The sequence below is a fragment of the Actinospineispora acaciae DSM 45401 genome (assembly GCF_000620785.1).
Classification (GTDB): domain Bacteria; phylum Actinomycetota; class Actinomycetes; order Mycobacteriales; family Pseudonocardiaceae; genus Pseudonocardia; species Pseudonocardia acaciae.
In genome coordinates, this window is sequence record NZ_JIAI01000021.1 from 76,741 (window position 1) to 90,236 (window position 13,496).

Genomic DNA, 13,496 nt, shown 5'->3' on the forward strand with positions numbered 1-13,496 from the left:
GGCAAACCGCACTACGATCTTGACGTGCACGACTCGGTCACCGTTCACATGGTCGCGCCGCCGGAGCGGATCTGGGCGCTGGTCAGCGACGTCACGAACGTGGGCAGGTTCAGCCCGGAGACGTTCGAGGCGGAGTGGCTGGACGGCGCGACGGGACCGGCGGTCGGGGTGCGGTTCCGGGGCCACGTCCTGCGCAACGGGCGCGGGCCGGTCTACTGGACGACCTGCACGATCACCGCGTGCGAGCCGGGCAGGGAGTTCGGGTTCTCCGTCGGGGCGGGCAACGTTGTGGCCAACACCTGGAACTACCGGTTCGAGCCCAGCGGCGACGGCACCGACGTCACCGAGTCCTTCCGGCTGCCGGACAAGCCGGTGCTGCGGTTGTACTGGGCGCTGTTCGGCTGGGCTCGCGGGCGGACCAACCGCGACGGCATGCGCACCACCCTGGAGCGGATCAAGGCCGTCGTCGAGGCGCCGGCGGACTGATCTGACGAAAGTCGCGACTCACCCTGATGAAATCCCCGACTCGCGGGCGGTGGTTCGGAGGGTGGCGGGGTCGGGGTAGGACTCCTGGGCGCCGGGGGCGCGCACCGCCAGCGAACCGGCCACCGTGCCCCAGCGCGCGGCCTCGGCCAGGGGGTCTCCCAGCGCGAGCCGGGCGGCCAGGGCGCCGACGAACGCGTCGCCCGCGCCGGTGGTGTCGACGACGGTGGCGGGTACGGACGGCAGCTCGGACACGACGCCGTCGGCATCGGTGACCACCGCGCCGGCCGCCCCGAGCGTGGTCACCACCGCGCGCGCCCCACGGCGTCGCAGCTCGGCGTGCGCCCGGGCGACCGGCGTGTCGGCGGGCAGCCCGGCGACGACCGCCTGCTCGTGCTCGTTCACCACCAGAACATCGCAGCGGGCCAGCAGCCGGTCGGGCAGCTCGGCGGCCGGCGCGGCGTTGAGCACGAACATCGCGTCCCCGGCGTGCGTGGCCGTCCGGACCACCACGTCGAGCGGGACCTCCAACTGCGCCAACACCACCGCCGCCTTCGTACCGCCCAGCGGGTCGCCGGACGGCGGCCACTCGTGGTTCGCCCCGGCGACGACGATGATCGTGTTGTCGCCGGCCGCGACGGTGATCCACGCCGTCCCGGTGACCGCACCCTCGACGGTCGCCACCCCCGACACGTCCACCCCGCGCGCGGCCAGCCCCTCGCGGACCCGGTCGCCCTCCGCGTCCGCCCCGACCCGCGCGATCATCGCCACCCGCGCGCCGGCCAGCGCCGCCGCCACCGCCTGGTTCGAGCCCTTGCCGCCCAACCCGATGCGCGCGGAGCTGCCCAGGATCGTCTCGCCGGCCGCCGGGAACGCGTCCGCCTCCACCACGTGGTCGATGTTCGCCGACCCGACCACCAGCACATCAGGCACGGGCGTCCCCTTCCAGCGCGCCGGTGATCAGGCCGACCAGCTCGTCGCCGCTGGTGCCAGCGACCGCCCGCCGGGCCGCCGCCCGCCCGCCGCGCAGCACATACGCCACGTCCGCGACCCGCTTCACCTGAGCCATGTCGTGGCTGATCAGCAACACCGTCACGCCGTCCTCGCGCAGCCGGCCGATCAGGGACTCCACCGCGGCGGTCTCCCGCACGCCCAGGGCCGCGGTCGGCTCGTCCATGATGACCAGCGTGCGGCCCCAGTTCGCGGCGCGGGCGATCGCGATGCTCTGGCGCTGGCCGCCGGACATCCGCCGCACCGAGGAGCGCACGTTCGGCACGTCCACGTCCAGCTTGGACAGGATCTCCCGGCTGGAGGAGATCATCGCCTTCTTGTCCAGCACCCGGATCGGGCCGAAGCCGGTGGTCAGCTCGCGGTTCAGGTACAGGTTCTGCCAGACCTGCAGGTCCTCGATCAGCCCGAGCGTCTGGTAGACGGTCTCGATGCCCAGCCGGCGCGCGTCGTCCGGCGAGCCCAGCTTGATCGGCTCGCCCCGGAACCGGATCTCGCCGGCGTCCGCCGGGTGCACCCCGGTGAGGCAGCGCACCAGCGTGGACTTGCCCGCCCCGTTGTCCCCGAGCAGCGCGGTGACCTGCCCGGGAGCGATCTCCATGTCCACCCCGCGCAGCGCGCGCACCGCGTCGAACGACTTCTCCAGGCCCTTGATCTCGACCAGCGCCTCGCTCATGTCAGCACCCCACTACTTCTTCTGGAACCGGGAGATGAACGCGGCGCCCAGCACGACCGCACCGACCGCGATGGGCTGGTAGTACTGCGAGATCCCGACCAGCGTGAACCCGTTGATCAGGCTCTGCAGCAGCACCGCGCCGGCCACCGAGCCGAGCACCGACGCGCGCCCGCCGAACAGGCTGGACCCGCCGAGCACCACCGCCGCGATCGAGCTGAGCAGCAGCGAGGTCTGCAAACTCGGGTCCGCGCCGCCGGTGCGCGCCACGAACAGCACGCTGGCCACCCCGCACGCGAGCCCCGAGCAGGCGTAGGCCAGCAGCCGGATCCGCGCGGTGTGGATCCCGGACTCGCGGGCCGCGTCGAGGTTCCCGCCGGTGGCCAGCAGGTACGTCCCCGTCTTCGTCCAGAACAGCAGGAACCCGACGAGCAGCGCGACCAGGAACGCCACCACCCAGAACCAGCGCACCGGCCCGATCCCGTTCAGCGCCAGGGCCTGCAGCGCCGACGAGTTCACCGGCACGGTGTTGCCGCTGGTCAGCAGCAGCGTGATGCCGCTGACCACGGACAGCGACCCGAGCGTGACGATGAAGTCGGTCATGTTCAGCCGCGACACCAGCACGCCGTTGACCAGCCCGACCGCCAGCCCGGCGACCAACGCCGCCAGCACCGACACCGGCAGCCCCCAGCCGTGCGTGTAGGCGTACCCGAGCACCGCCGCCGCCCACGGCAGGTTCGCGCCCACCGACAGGTCGATCCCGGCCACCGTGACGACCAACTGCTGGCCCATCGCGAGCACCAGCAGGATCGCCGCCGAGACCAGCAGGTCGCTGATGTTGTCGACGGTCAGGAAGTTGGGCGTGGCGATGAAGAACGCTCCGAACACCACGACCAGCCCGATCGGGGCGGCGTAGCGGGCCGCCGCCTCGACCGAGGGCCTCCTGACGTGCGCGTGGGCGGTCGTCACTTGCTACCCGCCGGGGCGACCGGATTGTCGAACGGCTCGAACGGGCGCGGGAACGAGGAGATGGCCTTGTCCACGTTGCCGGAGTCGATCAGCTTGATCGGCGCGACCACCCGGGGCGGCACCTGCTCCTTGCGCACCAGCTTCATGCAGGCCTGCACGGCCATCTCGCCCTCGGCGTACGGGTACTGGGAGATGGTGCCGGTCAGGGTGCCGTCCTTGACGGCCTGCAGCGCGGCCTGGATGCCGTCCACCGAGATGATCGACACCTTGCCGGTCAGCCCGGCGTTGCGCACCGACTGCGCGGCGCCGAGGCCCATGGTGTCGTTGGCGGCGAAGATGCCGGTGATGTCCGGGTGCGCCTTGAGGATCGCGTCGGTGACCGTCTGCGCCTTGGCCTGGTCGTAGTCCGCCGGCTGGGTGGCCACGATGTCCAGCTTGCCGGCGGTGGCCTCGGTGAAGCCCTGCTGGCGGTTGATGCCGTTCTGCTCGCCCGCGATGCCCTGCAGCAGCGCCACCTTGCCGGTCCCGCCCAGCTTGGCGGCCAGCGCGGTGCCGGCCTGGCGCCCGGCGGAGAGGTTGTCCGAGCCGATGAAGCTGGCGTACGACACGCCTGCCTGCTGCGATGCGGCCGCGTCGATCTGGGTGTCCAGGTTCAGGATCGGGGTGTTCTTGCGCGCCACCGGGACCAGCGGGGTGATCACGTTGGTGGAGTTGACCGGGACCACGCCGAAGCAGTTGTAGTTCTGCCCGGCCAGGGTGGAGATCTTGGCGTTCTCACCGGTGGAGTCCGTCTCGTTCTCGCCGGCCTGCACCTCGACGTTGACCCCGCGCGCCTTGCCCTCGGCCAGCGCGCCGTCGCGCAGCGCCGCCCAGTAGGGGTTGGTGAAGTCCCTGGTCACGATGGCGATACGGACGTCGCTGCTGTTCTCCGGGCCGCCCCGGCCGCATGCTGTCACGGTGAGCAGCAGCGAGCCGGCGGCGATCACGGCGGCGGCGCTCAGCAGCCGTCTCCGGTTGTGGTTGATCATGATGTGGTTCCTTTCTTCGCGTCGTTGCGGTGTGGTGGCGCCCCGTGGGAGCCCCGTTGGACGAGCCGGCACGGCGGCGCGGCGGCGAGGGACGGCTCGCCGCGCAGCAGGGCGAGCATGGCGCGCACGGCGGCGGCGGCCAGCTCGGTGATCGGCTGGGCCACGGTGGTCAGCGGCGGGTCGAGCAGGTCGAACCAGGGCGCGTCGTCGAACCCGACCAGCGAGACGTCCTCCGGGATGCGCAGCCCGGCGCGGCGCAGCGCCTTCATCGCGCCGATCGCCATCAGCCCGTCGCCGGCGAACACCGCGGTGGGCGGCCGCCGCCGGCGGAGCAGCCGTTCGACCGCGCGCTCGCCGCTGTGCTGGCGGAAGTCGCCGGGCTCGACCGCGATGTCGCCGCCGGCCAGGCCGTGCCGGCGCAGCGCCTCGACGAGCAGGTCACGCCGCTCCCGCCCGACCGGGTTGCTCACCGGCGGCGGGATGACGCCGACCCGGCGGTGCCCGAGCCCGACCAGCAGCTCGGCGACGTCCGCGAGCGCCCCGGCCGCCGAACCCCGCACCACCGGGGCGTCGCGCAACCGGGTCGCGGCGGCGTCGCGCCCGCGCACGGTGACCGGCCGGTCCAGCAGCACCAGGTTCGCGCCGGCCGAGGCGGCCGCCTTGATGCCCGGCGTCATCGCCTCGGCCGGGACCAGGATCACCCCGTCCACCCGGCTGCCGGCCAGCAGGCTGGACAGGTAGCCGTCCTGGCGGGCGGCGTCCTCGTCGGAGTTGCACAGCACCAGCGAGTACTCCTCGGCGGCGGCGATCCGCTCGATCTGGCCGGCCAGCTCGGCGAAGAACGGGTTCGCCACGTCACTGACCACCAGTCCGAGGGCGCCGGTCGAGTCGGTGCGCAGCGCGCGGGCGCCGGCGTGCGGCCGGTATCCGACCCGGCGGGCGATCTCGGCGACCCGCGCGCGCGTCGGCTCCGAGATGCGCGGGCTGCCGGACAGCGCGAGGGACACGGTCGCCTCGGACACCCCGGCCAACCGCGCAACATCCCGCATCCGCACCGCCACGCCGCCTCCCTCCGCTGGGCCAGCGAGTTTAATCGATTAACCGGCGGTCGCGCACGGCCACACCCCACGCCGGCACACACCGTCCGTACGCCGCACACACGTTGGGACCTGTGTGCGGCGTCGAGAGGGGGTGTGCCAGCGGGTCAGTGGGGTGGGCGGTCGGTGCCGGCGCGGAGGGTGCGGGTGAGGCCGAGGGCGGCGGTGCGCACGGCGGGGGCGAGGCGCGCGGTGTCCAGCCGGTGCGCCCAGCCGGTGATCGAGATCGCGGCCAGCGCCCGCCCGCCGGGGTCGAGCACGGGCGCGGCCACGCACGCGATGCCGACGGTGGACTCCTCCCGCTCCTCCGCGACGCCCCGGATGCGAACCGCCGCCAGCTCGCGCCGCAGCAGCCCGGGCGCGATCACGGTGCGCGGCGTGCGCCTGGTCAGCCCCGCGGCGAGCACCTCGTCGAAGCGGTCCGGCGGGGAGAACGCGAGCAGCGCCTTGCCCACGCCCGTGCAGTACGCCGGCATCCGCCCTCCCACCCGGGACGGGATCCGAGGCCCGGACACCGCGTCGAGTTTCTGCACGTAGACGACCTCGATGCCGTCCAGCACCGCGAGATGCACCGTCTCGTGGGTGGCCTCGAAGAGGTCGGCGAGGTACGGCGCGGCGGCCTCGCGCAGCCCGCGCTGGCGCGGCGCGAGCTGTCCGAGCTCGAACAGTCGCATCCCCAACCGCAGCCCGGTCGGCGTCCGTTCCACCACGTCCCAGCCGGCCAGCTCGCTGAGCAACCGGTGCGCGGTGGCCTTGGGGATGCCGGTGCGCCGGGCCAGCTCGGCCAGGCTCAGCTCGGCGTCGCCCGGCCGAAACGCGGTCAGCAGGGTGAGCGCCCGCCCGAGCACCGACTTCGGCACCATCCGACCATCATCCCGACCCGTGAGTGGTTAGCGTTGTCATAGCAACGCTAACCACTCACGGGTGCGTTCCATTCACTGGAATGGCGCGGTTCCGGGGCGGCTACCCCGGGTGTCAGAGTCCGAGCATGGGATCGGAGAGGGTGACGGCCGCGATCGTCGGTCCGGGGAACATCGGCACCGACCTGCTGGCCAAGCTGCGCGACAGCGCCGTGATCGACGTCAGGTACATGGTCGGGGTGGTCGAGTCCGACGGGCTCAAGCGGGCGCGCGAGCGGGGCATCGCGGCGTCCGCCGAGGGGGTGGACTGGCTGCTGCGCCAGGACCCGCTGCCCGAGCTGGTGTTCGAGGCCACCTCGGCGCATGCGCACCAGGCCAACGCGCCGCGCTACGCCGAGGCGGGCATCCAGGCGGTGGACCTCACGCCCGCGCACCTCGGCCCGATGGTGTGCCCGCCGGTGAACCTCGAGGAGCACATCGCCGCGCCGAACGTATCCATGATCACGTGCGGCGGGCAGGCCACCATCCCCATGGTGGCCGCAGTCTCCCGAACCACCCCGGTGCCCTACGCGGAGATCGTCGCCTCCGTCGCGTCCCGCAGCGCCGGCCCCGGGACCAGGGCGAACATCGACGAGTTCACCCAGACCACCGCCGGCGCGGTCGAGGAGGTCGGCGGCGCCGAGCGCGGCAAGGCGATCATCATCCTGAACCCGGTGGAGCCGCCGATGATCATGCGGGACACGGTGTTCTGCATGATCTCGCCGGACGCGGACCGGGCGGCGATCGTCCGCTCCATCCACGACATGATCGGCGAGGTCCAGCAGTACGTGCCCGGCTACAGCCTGCGCGCCGAGCCGCAGTTCGACGAGCCGCAACAGGGCTGGAACGGCAACGCGCGGGTGGCGGTGTTCCTGGAGGTCAAGGGCGCCGGCGACTACCTGCCGCCGTACGCCGGCAACCTCGACATCATGACCGCGGCCGCCGCCCGGGTGGGCGAGCTGATGGCCCGAGCGAAGCTGGAGGCGCGCCCGTGAGCACTCGTCCGGAACTGAAGCACGACGTCAGGATCACCGACACCTCGCTGCGCGACGGCAGCCACGCCATGGCGCACCAGTTCACCGAGACCCAGGTCCGCGACACCGTGCGCGCGCTGGCCGCCGCCGGCGTCGAGGTGATCGAGGTGACCCACGGCGACGGCCTGGGCGGCAGCTCGTTCAACTACGGCTTCTCGCACACCGACGAGATGAAGCTGATCTCCGCCGCCCGCGAAGAGGCCGGAGACGCGAAGATCGCCGTCCTGCTCGTGCCCGGCATCGGCACCGTCGAGGACCTGAAACGTTCCCGCGACGCCGGCGCCGACATGGTGCGGGTGGCCACCCACTGCACCGAGGCCGACGTCTCGCCGCAGCACTTCGCGGCCGCCCGCGACCTGGGCATGGAGACCGTCGGGTTCCTGATGATGGCGCACAAGACGCCGCCGGAGAACCTGGCCAAGCAGGCCCGGATCATGGTCGATGCCGGCTGCCAGTGCCCGTACGTCACCGACTCCGCCGGCGCGCTGCTCATGCACGAGGCGCGGGAACGCTTCGAGGCGCTCGTGGCCGAGGTCGGCGACCAGGCCTGGGTGGGGTACCACGGCCACCAGAACCTCAGCCTCGGCGTGGCCAACTCCGTGATCGCCCACGAGGTCGGGGTCCGCTACATCGACGGCTCGCTGTGCGCGCTGGGAGCCGGCGCCGGCAACTCGCCGACCGAGGTGCTGGCCGCGGTGTTCGACAGGCTGGGCATCGACACCGGGCTGGACGTGCTCGGGCTGCTGGACGCCGCCGAGAACGTGGTCCAGCCCTACCTGCACCGCTGGCCCAAGATGGACCGCAACGCGATCGTCCAGGGCTGGGCGGGCGTCTACTCCAGCTTCCTGCTGCACGCCGAGCGCGCCGCCGAGCGCTACAAGGTGCCGGCGCATCAGATCCTGCGCCGCTGCGGCGAGCTGGGCTACGTCGGCGGCCAGGAAGACATGATCATCGACGTGGCCATCGGCCTTGCCGCCGAAACGTCGGCTTGACAAGTACTGAGCGTAGTCAAGTAGAAAGGAGGTACCCCGTTTGAGTGTTACCTGAACGAGTGGTGACGGAGGATGCCTCTTGGCCGCACTCGTCCGGAACGCCGCCGGCCCCAGCGGTGAGCGTTCCGCGGATTCTCGCTGTCCACACCAGATCCCCGGACCCGCCGCGTCCCCGGAGAACGAGTGCCAGGTGGATGCCGACGACGCGCGCGAGTTCCTCGAGCTGTTCTACACCGAGACCAGGCCCGACACCCCGTTCGAGCAACGGCTGCGCGAGGCCTACGACGAGATCACCGCGACCGGCACCTATACGCACACCCTCGACGAGCTGCGCTTCGGCGCCCGGGTGGCCTGGCGCAACTCGGCGCGCTGCATCGGGCGGCTGTACTGGCAGGGCCTGCGGATCCGGGACCGGCGCGGGGTCAGCGTCCCCGCCGAGGTGGCCGCCGAATGCACCGAGCACCTGCGCGCGGCCACCCGGGACGGGAAGCTTCGCTCCACGATCACCGTGTTCGCGCCGGACCGCCCCGGCCGCCCCGGCCCGCGCATCCACAACGAGCAGCTGATCCGCTACGCCGGGCACCGCAACGCCGACGGCGCCGTGCACGGCGACCCCCGCTACGCCGAGTTCACCGAGCGGGTGGCGTCCATGGGCTGGCGCGGCCCGAACCCGCCCGGCCGGTTCGACCTGCTGCCGCTGATGATCTCCAACGGGGACGCGCGGCCGGAGCTGTTCGAGCTGCCCAGGGACGCGGTGCTGGAGGTGCCGCTGCGCCATCCGGAGTACGGGTGGTTCTCCGACCTGCGGCTGCGCTGGCACGCGGTGCCGGCGATCAGCAACATGCCGCTGCTCATCGGCGGCGTGCGCTACCCGGCGGCGCCGTTCAACGGCTGGTACCTGAACACCGAGATCGGCGCCCGCAACCTGGCCGACGCCGACCGCTACGACCAGCTCCCGGTCATCGCCGAGCGGATGGGCCTGGACACCAGCTCGCGCCGCACCCTCTGGCCGGACCGGGCGCTGGTCGAGCTGGTGCGCGCGGTGCAGTACTCGTTCGACGCGGCCGGCGTGCGGATGGCCGACCATCACACCGAGTCCGAGCGGTTCCTCGCGCACGTCGCGAACGAGGAGCGCGCCGGGCGCCCGTGCCCCACCGACTGGAGCTGGGTCGTGCCGCCGATGTCCGGCGGGCTGACCGGAGTCTTCCACCGCTACTACGACGACCCCGACCCGCACGCCCGCCCGGCCTTCCTGCCGCCGACTTGATCGGAACAGTGACCTCTTTTCTGTAGGGTCGCCCGAAAGGACGCTGAAGCCACGCAACCCGTGCGATAAGAGTAGAAGTTAGTAGAATGTAGTTGCGCCGGTACGCTTAGTGAAGTGTCGAGTGCTAGTTCGAAGGCAAGGGCGTCGCGGCGCACATCGGCGGAGATACACAGGCTGCTGCTGGAAGCGGCGCGGACGTTGTTCGAGCAACAGGGTTACCAGGCCACCACGACCAAACAGATCGTGCGGCTGGCGGAGGTCGATGCACCGACGATGTATCGGCATTTCTCGTCCAAGGCCCAGCTCTTCGAGGAGGCGACCCTCGATGTCATGAGCGAGTTCATCGACCGCCATTTCGAATATTGGCGGTCCGGTCCGCCCGGAGGTGATCTCGAAGCGCTGGTCCGGAATTTCGTGGCCGGGTTCTTCGAGGTGATCGACAGGTACCGGGAGTCGTTCCGGGTGCTGCTGGCCTCCTCGGGGGAGGGCGGAGAGCTCGGTGAGCTGGCACGAAGGGTCAGGGACCAGTTCACCGACGGCATCGGCGCCTTCCGGCGGATCGTCGTCGAGGAGTGCCGCGCGCAGGGGCTGTCCGGCATCACCTCACCGGAGTGCACGCTCGCCGCGACCACCGGCACGGTTCTGTGCATGGCGCTATTCGCGGACTGGTTGTTCCCGCCCGGAGAACGGCCGAGCAGGGACGACCAGGTCGACGAGATAGTGGCGATGACGCTGTACGGGGTGGCTCATCGCCCGGAGGTAATGCCGATCCCGTGAAGGGCGGTCAGACCGACGACTTCTTGGCGCGCACCCATGAGGACAGCGCCGTCGGGTTGCGGGTCTGGGTGAGCACCCGGCCGGGGCCGACGAAGTCGAACACCATGCCGTTCCCGCCCTTCATCGATTCGACCAGTTCCTTCGCGACCTCTCGACTGGTGCACTCCATGGTGTCGGTGTACGCCACCACGTGCCCGGTGCCGACCGTGAGCGGTTCCCCCGGCGCGAGCGTGGCCGTCTCCAGCGCGCCGTAACAGGTGACCAACACCAGCCCGGTGCCGGTGGCGTGGCTGAGGAAGCCGCCCTCGCCGTTGAGCAGCATGGTGACGCCCGTCCACTTCGTGTCCAGCTCGACCCCGTCCGACGACGCGATCCAGCTGCCCCGGGTGATGCACCAGCCCGACCGGCCGTCCAGCTCGATCACCTGGATGTCGCCTGGGAGGTTGGGTGCGACGTCCACCCAGCCGCCGGAGTCCGGCGCGGTGTAGGTCGTGATGAACAGCGACTCGCCGGCCAGCGCGCGCCGGACGCTCTTGAGCAGGCCGCCGCGCGACTCGGAGTGGATCCCGAGCCCGCCGCTCATGCTGTGCAGCGCGCCGGCCTCCACCCGGCACGACTCGCCGGGCGCCAGGCCCAGCCGAGCCACCGCGAACGACGGACGCTGGCGAATGTCGACCCGCATGCCTCATCTCCTTGGTTCGAGTCCGTGGATCACTTTAGCCGAGCAGTCACTCTAATAAAGCGTCCCGATCTACACTCGCCCGCGATGCGCACCGTCAACCCCGAGCAGCACGCCCGCAAGCGCGCGCGCATCCTGGAGGCCGCCGCCCAGGAGTTCGCCGAGGGCGGGATGGACGGCACCTCGACGGCGCGGATCTGCCGCCGGGCCGGGATCGGCTCCGGCACCCTGTTCCACTACTTCCCGACCAAGCGCGCGATCTTCCACGCCCTGTTCGCCGACGACCTGGCGGGGAACGCCGAGGTCCGGGTTCGCGCGCTGGCCGACGGCTCGGCGGGGGCGGGGCTGGACCTGCTGGTCGAGCATCTGGTCGGGGACCTGGCCGATCCGCTGGTGCCGGGGTTGGCCGCCGCCGCGTTGCTGCAGGCCAACCGGGATGCCGAGTTCGCGGAGCTGCTGGCGGATGACGAGGAGCAGACCCTGCGGGCGCTGACCACGCTGCTCGACCGGATGTCCGGGGAGGGCCGCCCGCCGCGCTTCCCGCCGCCGAGGGCCGCCCGCTGGATCGTGAGCCTGATCGACGCCACCTTCCTGGCCACCACCGCGGCGGACTTCGACCCGCGCGCCCACGCCGCCGAGCTGCGCGAACTGGTCGCCTGGCTGACCGCCCGCACCCCCTGACCGCCCGCGCCCGCGTGACCGCCCGCGCCCGCCTGACCGCCGCAACTCCGTGATCATCAGGCCACCACGGTTGTTTTCGACCCGCTATAACAACCCTGATGGCCTGATGATCACTGAAAGCGGGGACGGCGAGTGCGCGTGGCACGGAGTTGTCGGGGGGTGCTGCCAGCATGGAGGGCATGAGCGAACCCTCGACCGCCGACCCGCTCGCCGCGCTGGCCACCGGCGCCCCGGTGGAGGGCGTCGACCTCACCGACACCGACCTGCGCGCCGCGCTCGCGGCGGCCGACGGGCCGTGGCTGTTCCGCCGGTGCGTGCTGGACGGGGCGGACCTGCACGGACTGGACCTTTCCGGTACGGCGTTCGAGCGGTGCACCGTCACCGGCGCGAGCCTGCTCGGCTGCTCGCTGGACCAGCTGCGCGTCGACGGCGGCAGCTTCGCGGGCTGCAACTTCTCCGAGGCGGACCTGTCCGACGCGCAGTTCCACGACGTCGACATGTCCCGCGCGCGGTTCACCTCGGCGCTGCTCGCGGACACCCGCTTCGAGGCGTGCCGGATGATCGGCGCCAACCTGAGCAACCTGCGCGACCTCGCCGTCAGCTTCGTGCTGGACGGCTCGAACCTGCAGCTGGCCAACCTCCAGGACGCTCACCTGCGGGGGCTGCGGCTGACCGGCGTCGACCTCACCGAGGCCGACCTGCGCGGCGCCGACCTGCGCGACGCGGTGTTCCAGAACTGCCGGCTGCGCAACACCGACCTCTCGCACACCCGGCTGGCCGGCGCCGACCTGCGCGGGGCCGACCTCGGCGAGATCACCGCCGACACCCCGCGCCAACTGCGCGGCGCCGTGATCTCCGCCGCTCAGGCCGCCGACGTCTGCCGCGCGCTGGACCTGGTGGTGATCGACTGAGTAGACACGTGATCAGTGCGTGCCGAGCTCGTCGGCGGCCACGCGCCCGGCCTCGGTGGTGCGGCGCAGGAAGCCGGCGATGAGCTCGAGCTCCGCGGTGTCGTAACCGGCGCACACCTGATCCATCGCCGTGCTCATGCCCCGGTAGAGCGCGAACAGCTCGCGGGTGCGGTCGGGCAGGGCGCGGACGGTCACCGCGCGCCGGTCGGCCGCGTCCGGGTCGCGCTCGCGGACGATCCAGCGGGCGCGCTGCAGCCGGTCCAGGATGCCGGTCAGCGTGGCGGGGTGCAGCCCGGCGCGCCGCGCCAGCGCGGTCGGGCTCAGCGGCCCGTGCCGGGAGATCAGGTCCAGGCAGTCCAGGTCGACGTCCCGGAGCGCGAGCTCGCCGCTCACCCGGTGGTTGAGCAGCGCCAGCTGGCCGCGCAGGTCGCGCAGCGAGCCCTTGACCTCGATGGTCAGCCGTCGTCGCGCAGAAGATACGGAACTCATATGATACCGTTTCAAGGTCGTACGAAGAACGTATCGGATTTTACGCCGGGGGTGACGTGGGTTGTACGTGACGTACCTGGTCGTGGTCGCGGCGACGGCGGCGGCGAACCTGTTCTCCGCCGGCGCCGACTTCGTCCGCCTCCCGCGGATCGCGGTGGGCATGGCCAAGGTCGGCGTGCCCGAGTCGTGGATGACCATGCTCGGGGTGTTCAAGGCGGCCGGCGCGGTCGGTGTGCTGTGCGGCGTGCTGGTACCGCCGCTCGGGGTCGCCGCCGCCGTCGGGCTGATCATGTTCTTCGTGCTCGCCGCCCTGACCCACCTGCGGGTGCGGGACTACTCGTCCTCGCTCGGCCTGGCCGGGGTGTTCCTGCTGCTGGCGCTGGCCTCGCTGGCACTGCGGCTCGCGGCGTGAGTCCACGACGCAAGTGCCAACCGACGCATGCGAACGCCATGCACGCCGAGCGCAGCGAGGCAGGTGTTCCGGCGTGAGCCCACGACGCAAGTGCCAA

General features: G+C 71.8%; 16 protein-coding genes. 8 read left to right on the forward strand and 8 right to left on the reverse strand.

Annotated features, from left to right (window positions below; genetic code table 11):
- Nucleotides 1-24: 24 nt before the first annotated feature.
- Nucleotides 25-486: an SRPBCC family protein gene (locus tag N912_RS0144395; RefSeq protein WP_028927521.1), complete on the forward strand. Its 462-nt coding sequence runs from the start codon at nt 25-27 to the stop codon at nt 484-486.
- Between the two features lie 18 nt (nt 487-504).
- Here N912_RS0144395 and N912_RS58560 read toward each other — a convergent pair whose 3' ends face one another.
- From N912_RS58560 to N912_RS0144425, 6 genes are all read right to left on the reverse strand, one after another.
- Nucleotides 505-1,416 carry a ribokinase gene (locus N912_RS58560; RefSeq protein WP_051581655.1) on the reverse strand — a complete coding sequence of 304 codons (912 nt, stop codon included), beginning with the start codon at nt 1,414-1,416 and terminating at the stop codon, nt 505-507.
- Nucleotides 1,409-2,167: an ATP-binding cassette domain-containing protein gene (locus tag N912_RS0144405; RefSeq protein ID WP_028927522.1), complete on the reverse strand. Its 759-nt coding sequence runs from the start codon at nt 2,165-2,167 to the stop codon at nt 1,409-1,411. Before N912_RS0144405 ends, N912_RS58560 begins: the two co-directional genes overlap by 8 nt.
- 12 nt (nt 2,168-2,179) lie before the next feature.
- A complete protein-coding gene (locus tag N912_RS0144410) occupies nt 2,180-3,133 on the reverse strand; it encodes an ABC transporter permease (RefSeq protein ID WP_028927523.1) in 954 nt (317 codons plus the stop codon).
- The gene (locus tag N912_RS0144415) at nt 3,130-4,161 is read right to left on the reverse strand and encodes a sugar ABC transporter substrate-binding protein (protein WP_037069869.1); all 1,032 of its coding nucleotides are present in this window, start codon (nt 4,159-4,161) and stop codon (nt 3,130-3,132) included. The genes N912_RS0144410 and N912_RS0144415 overlap by 4 nt, the downstream gene beginning before the upstream one ends.
- Entirely contained in the window at nt 4,158-5,222 is a 1,065-nt protein-coding gene (locus tag N912_RS0144420; RefSeq protein ID WP_028927525.1) for a LacI family DNA-binding transcriptional regulator, read from the reverse strand. Before N912_RS0144420 ends, N912_RS0144415 begins: the two co-directional genes overlap by 4 nt.
- Nucleotides 5,223-5,365: 143 nt before the next feature.
- A complete protein-coding gene (locus tag N912_RS0144425; RefSeq protein ID WP_051581656.1) occupies nt 5,366-6,121 on the reverse strand; it encodes an IclR family transcriptional regulator in 756 nt (251 codons plus the stop codon).
- Nucleotides 6,122-6,246: 125 nt separating this feature from the next.
- Here N912_RS0144425 and N912_RS0144430 point away from each other — a divergent pair, with 125 nt between their 5' ends.
- From N912_RS0144430 to N912_RS0144445, 4 genes are all read left to right on the forward strand, one after another.
- Nucleotides 6,247-7,152: an acetaldehyde dehydrogenase (acetylating) gene (locus N912_RS0144430; RefSeq protein WP_028927527.1), complete on the forward strand. Its 906-nt coding sequence runs from the start codon at nt 6,247-6,249 to the stop codon at nt 7,150-7,152.
- Nucleotides 7,149-8,183, forward strand: a complete 1,035-nt coding sequence (gene dmpG, locus N912_RS0144435) for a 4-hydroxy-2-oxovalerate aldolase (RefSeq protein WP_028927528.1) — start codon at nt 7,149-7,151, stop codon at nt 8,181-8,183. The genes N912_RS0144430 and dmpG overlap by 4 nt, the downstream gene beginning before the upstream one ends.
- A gap of 190 nt (nt 8,184-8,373) precedes the next feature.
- Nucleotides 8,374-9,450: a nitric oxide synthase oxygenase gene (locus N912_RS0144440; RefSeq protein WP_084211887.1), complete on the forward strand. Its 1,077-nt coding sequence runs from the start codon at nt 8,374-8,376 to the stop codon at nt 9,448-9,450.
- Between the two features lie 114 nt (nt 9,451-9,564).
- Entirely contained in the window at nt 9,565-10,227 is a 663-nt protein-coding gene (locus N912_RS0144445) for a TetR/AcrR family transcriptional regulator (RefSeq protein WP_028927530.1), read from the forward strand.
- Nucleotides 10,228-10,234: 7 nt separating this feature from the next.
- Here the strand turns inward: N912_RS0144445 and N912_RS0144450 are convergent, their stop codons facing one another.
- Nucleotides 10,235-10,909, reverse strand: coding sequence for a TIGR00266 family protein (locus N912_RS0144450; protein ID WP_028927531.1), 675 nt, complete (start codon nt 10,907-10,909; stop codon nt 10,235-10,237).
- A gap of 84 nt (nt 10,910-10,993) precedes the next feature.
- Here N912_RS0144450 and N912_RS0144455 point away from each other — a divergent pair, with 84 nt between their 5' ends.
- Together N912_RS0144455 and N912_RS0144460 are read left to right on the forward strand one after the other, a co-directional pair.
- Nucleotides 10,994-11,587 (forward strand): TetR/AcrR family transcriptional regulator, encoded by a 594-nt coding sequence (locus tag N912_RS0144455; protein WP_028927532.1) that lies wholly within the window; start codon nt 10,994-10,996, stop codon nt 11,585-11,587.
- Between the two features lie 179 nt (nt 11,588-11,766).
- A complete protein-coding gene (locus N912_RS0144460; RefSeq protein ID WP_064745560.1) occupies nt 11,767-12,498 on the forward strand; it encodes a pentapeptide repeat-containing protein in 732 nt (243 codons plus the stop codon).
- A gap of 12 nt (nt 12,499-12,510) precedes the next feature.
- Here N912_RS0144460 and N912_RS0144465 read toward each other — a convergent pair whose 3' ends face one another.
- Nucleotides 12,511-12,987 carry a MarR family transcriptional regulator gene (locus N912_RS0144465; protein WP_028927534.1) on the reverse strand — a complete coding sequence of 159 codons (477 nt, stop codon included), beginning with the start codon at nt 12,985-12,987 and terminating at the stop codon, nt 12,511-12,513.
- A gap of 67 nt (nt 12,988-13,054) precedes the next feature.
- Between N912_RS0144465 and N912_RS0144470 the strand changes: the two genes are divergently transcribed.
- Nucleotides 13,055-13,399, forward strand: coding sequence for a DoxX family protein (locus N912_RS0144470; RefSeq protein ID WP_211261613.1), 345 nt, complete (start codon nt 13,055-13,057; stop codon nt 13,397-13,399).
- The last annotated feature ends 97 nt before the right edge of the window (nt 13,400-13,496 follow it).

What these genes read in the sequence shown, in the direction of transcription:
- N912_RS0144415 (WP_037069869.1), bottom strand. Translation starts at nt 4,161, where the DNA reads ATGATCAACCACAACCGGAGACGGCTGCTGAGCGCCGCCGCCGTGATC.
- N912_RS0144430 (WP_028927527.1), top strand. Translation starts at nt 6,247, where the DNA reads ATGGGATCGGAGAGGGTGACGGCCGCGATCGTCGGTCCGGGGAACATC.
- N912_RS0144465 (WP_028927534.1), bottom strand. Translation starts at nt 12,987, where the DNA reads ATGAGTTCCGTATCTTCTGCGCGACGACGGCTGACCATCGAGGTCAAG.
- N912_RS0144460 (WP_064745560.1), top strand. Translation starts at nt 11,767, where the DNA reads ATGAGCGAACCCTCGACCGCCGACCCGCTCGCCGCGCTGGCCACCGGC.
- N912_RS0144450 (WP_028927531.1), bottom strand. Translation starts at nt 10,909, where the DNA reads ATGCGGGTCGACATTCGCCAGCGTCCGTCGTTCGCGGTGGCTCGGCTG.
- N912_RS0144455 (WP_028927532.1), top strand. Translation starts at nt 10,994, where the DNA reads ATGCGCACCGTCAACCCCGAGCAGCACGCCCGCAAGCGCGCGCGCATC.
- N912_RS0144405 (WP_028927522.1), bottom strand. Translation starts at nt 2,167, where the DNA reads ATGAGCGAGGCGCTGGTCGAGATCAAGGGCCTGGAGAAGTCGTTCGAC.
- N912_RS0144425 (WP_051581656.1), bottom strand. Translation starts at nt 6,121, where the DNA reads ATGGTGCCGAAGTCGGTGCTCGGGCGGGCGCTCACCCTGCTGACCGCG.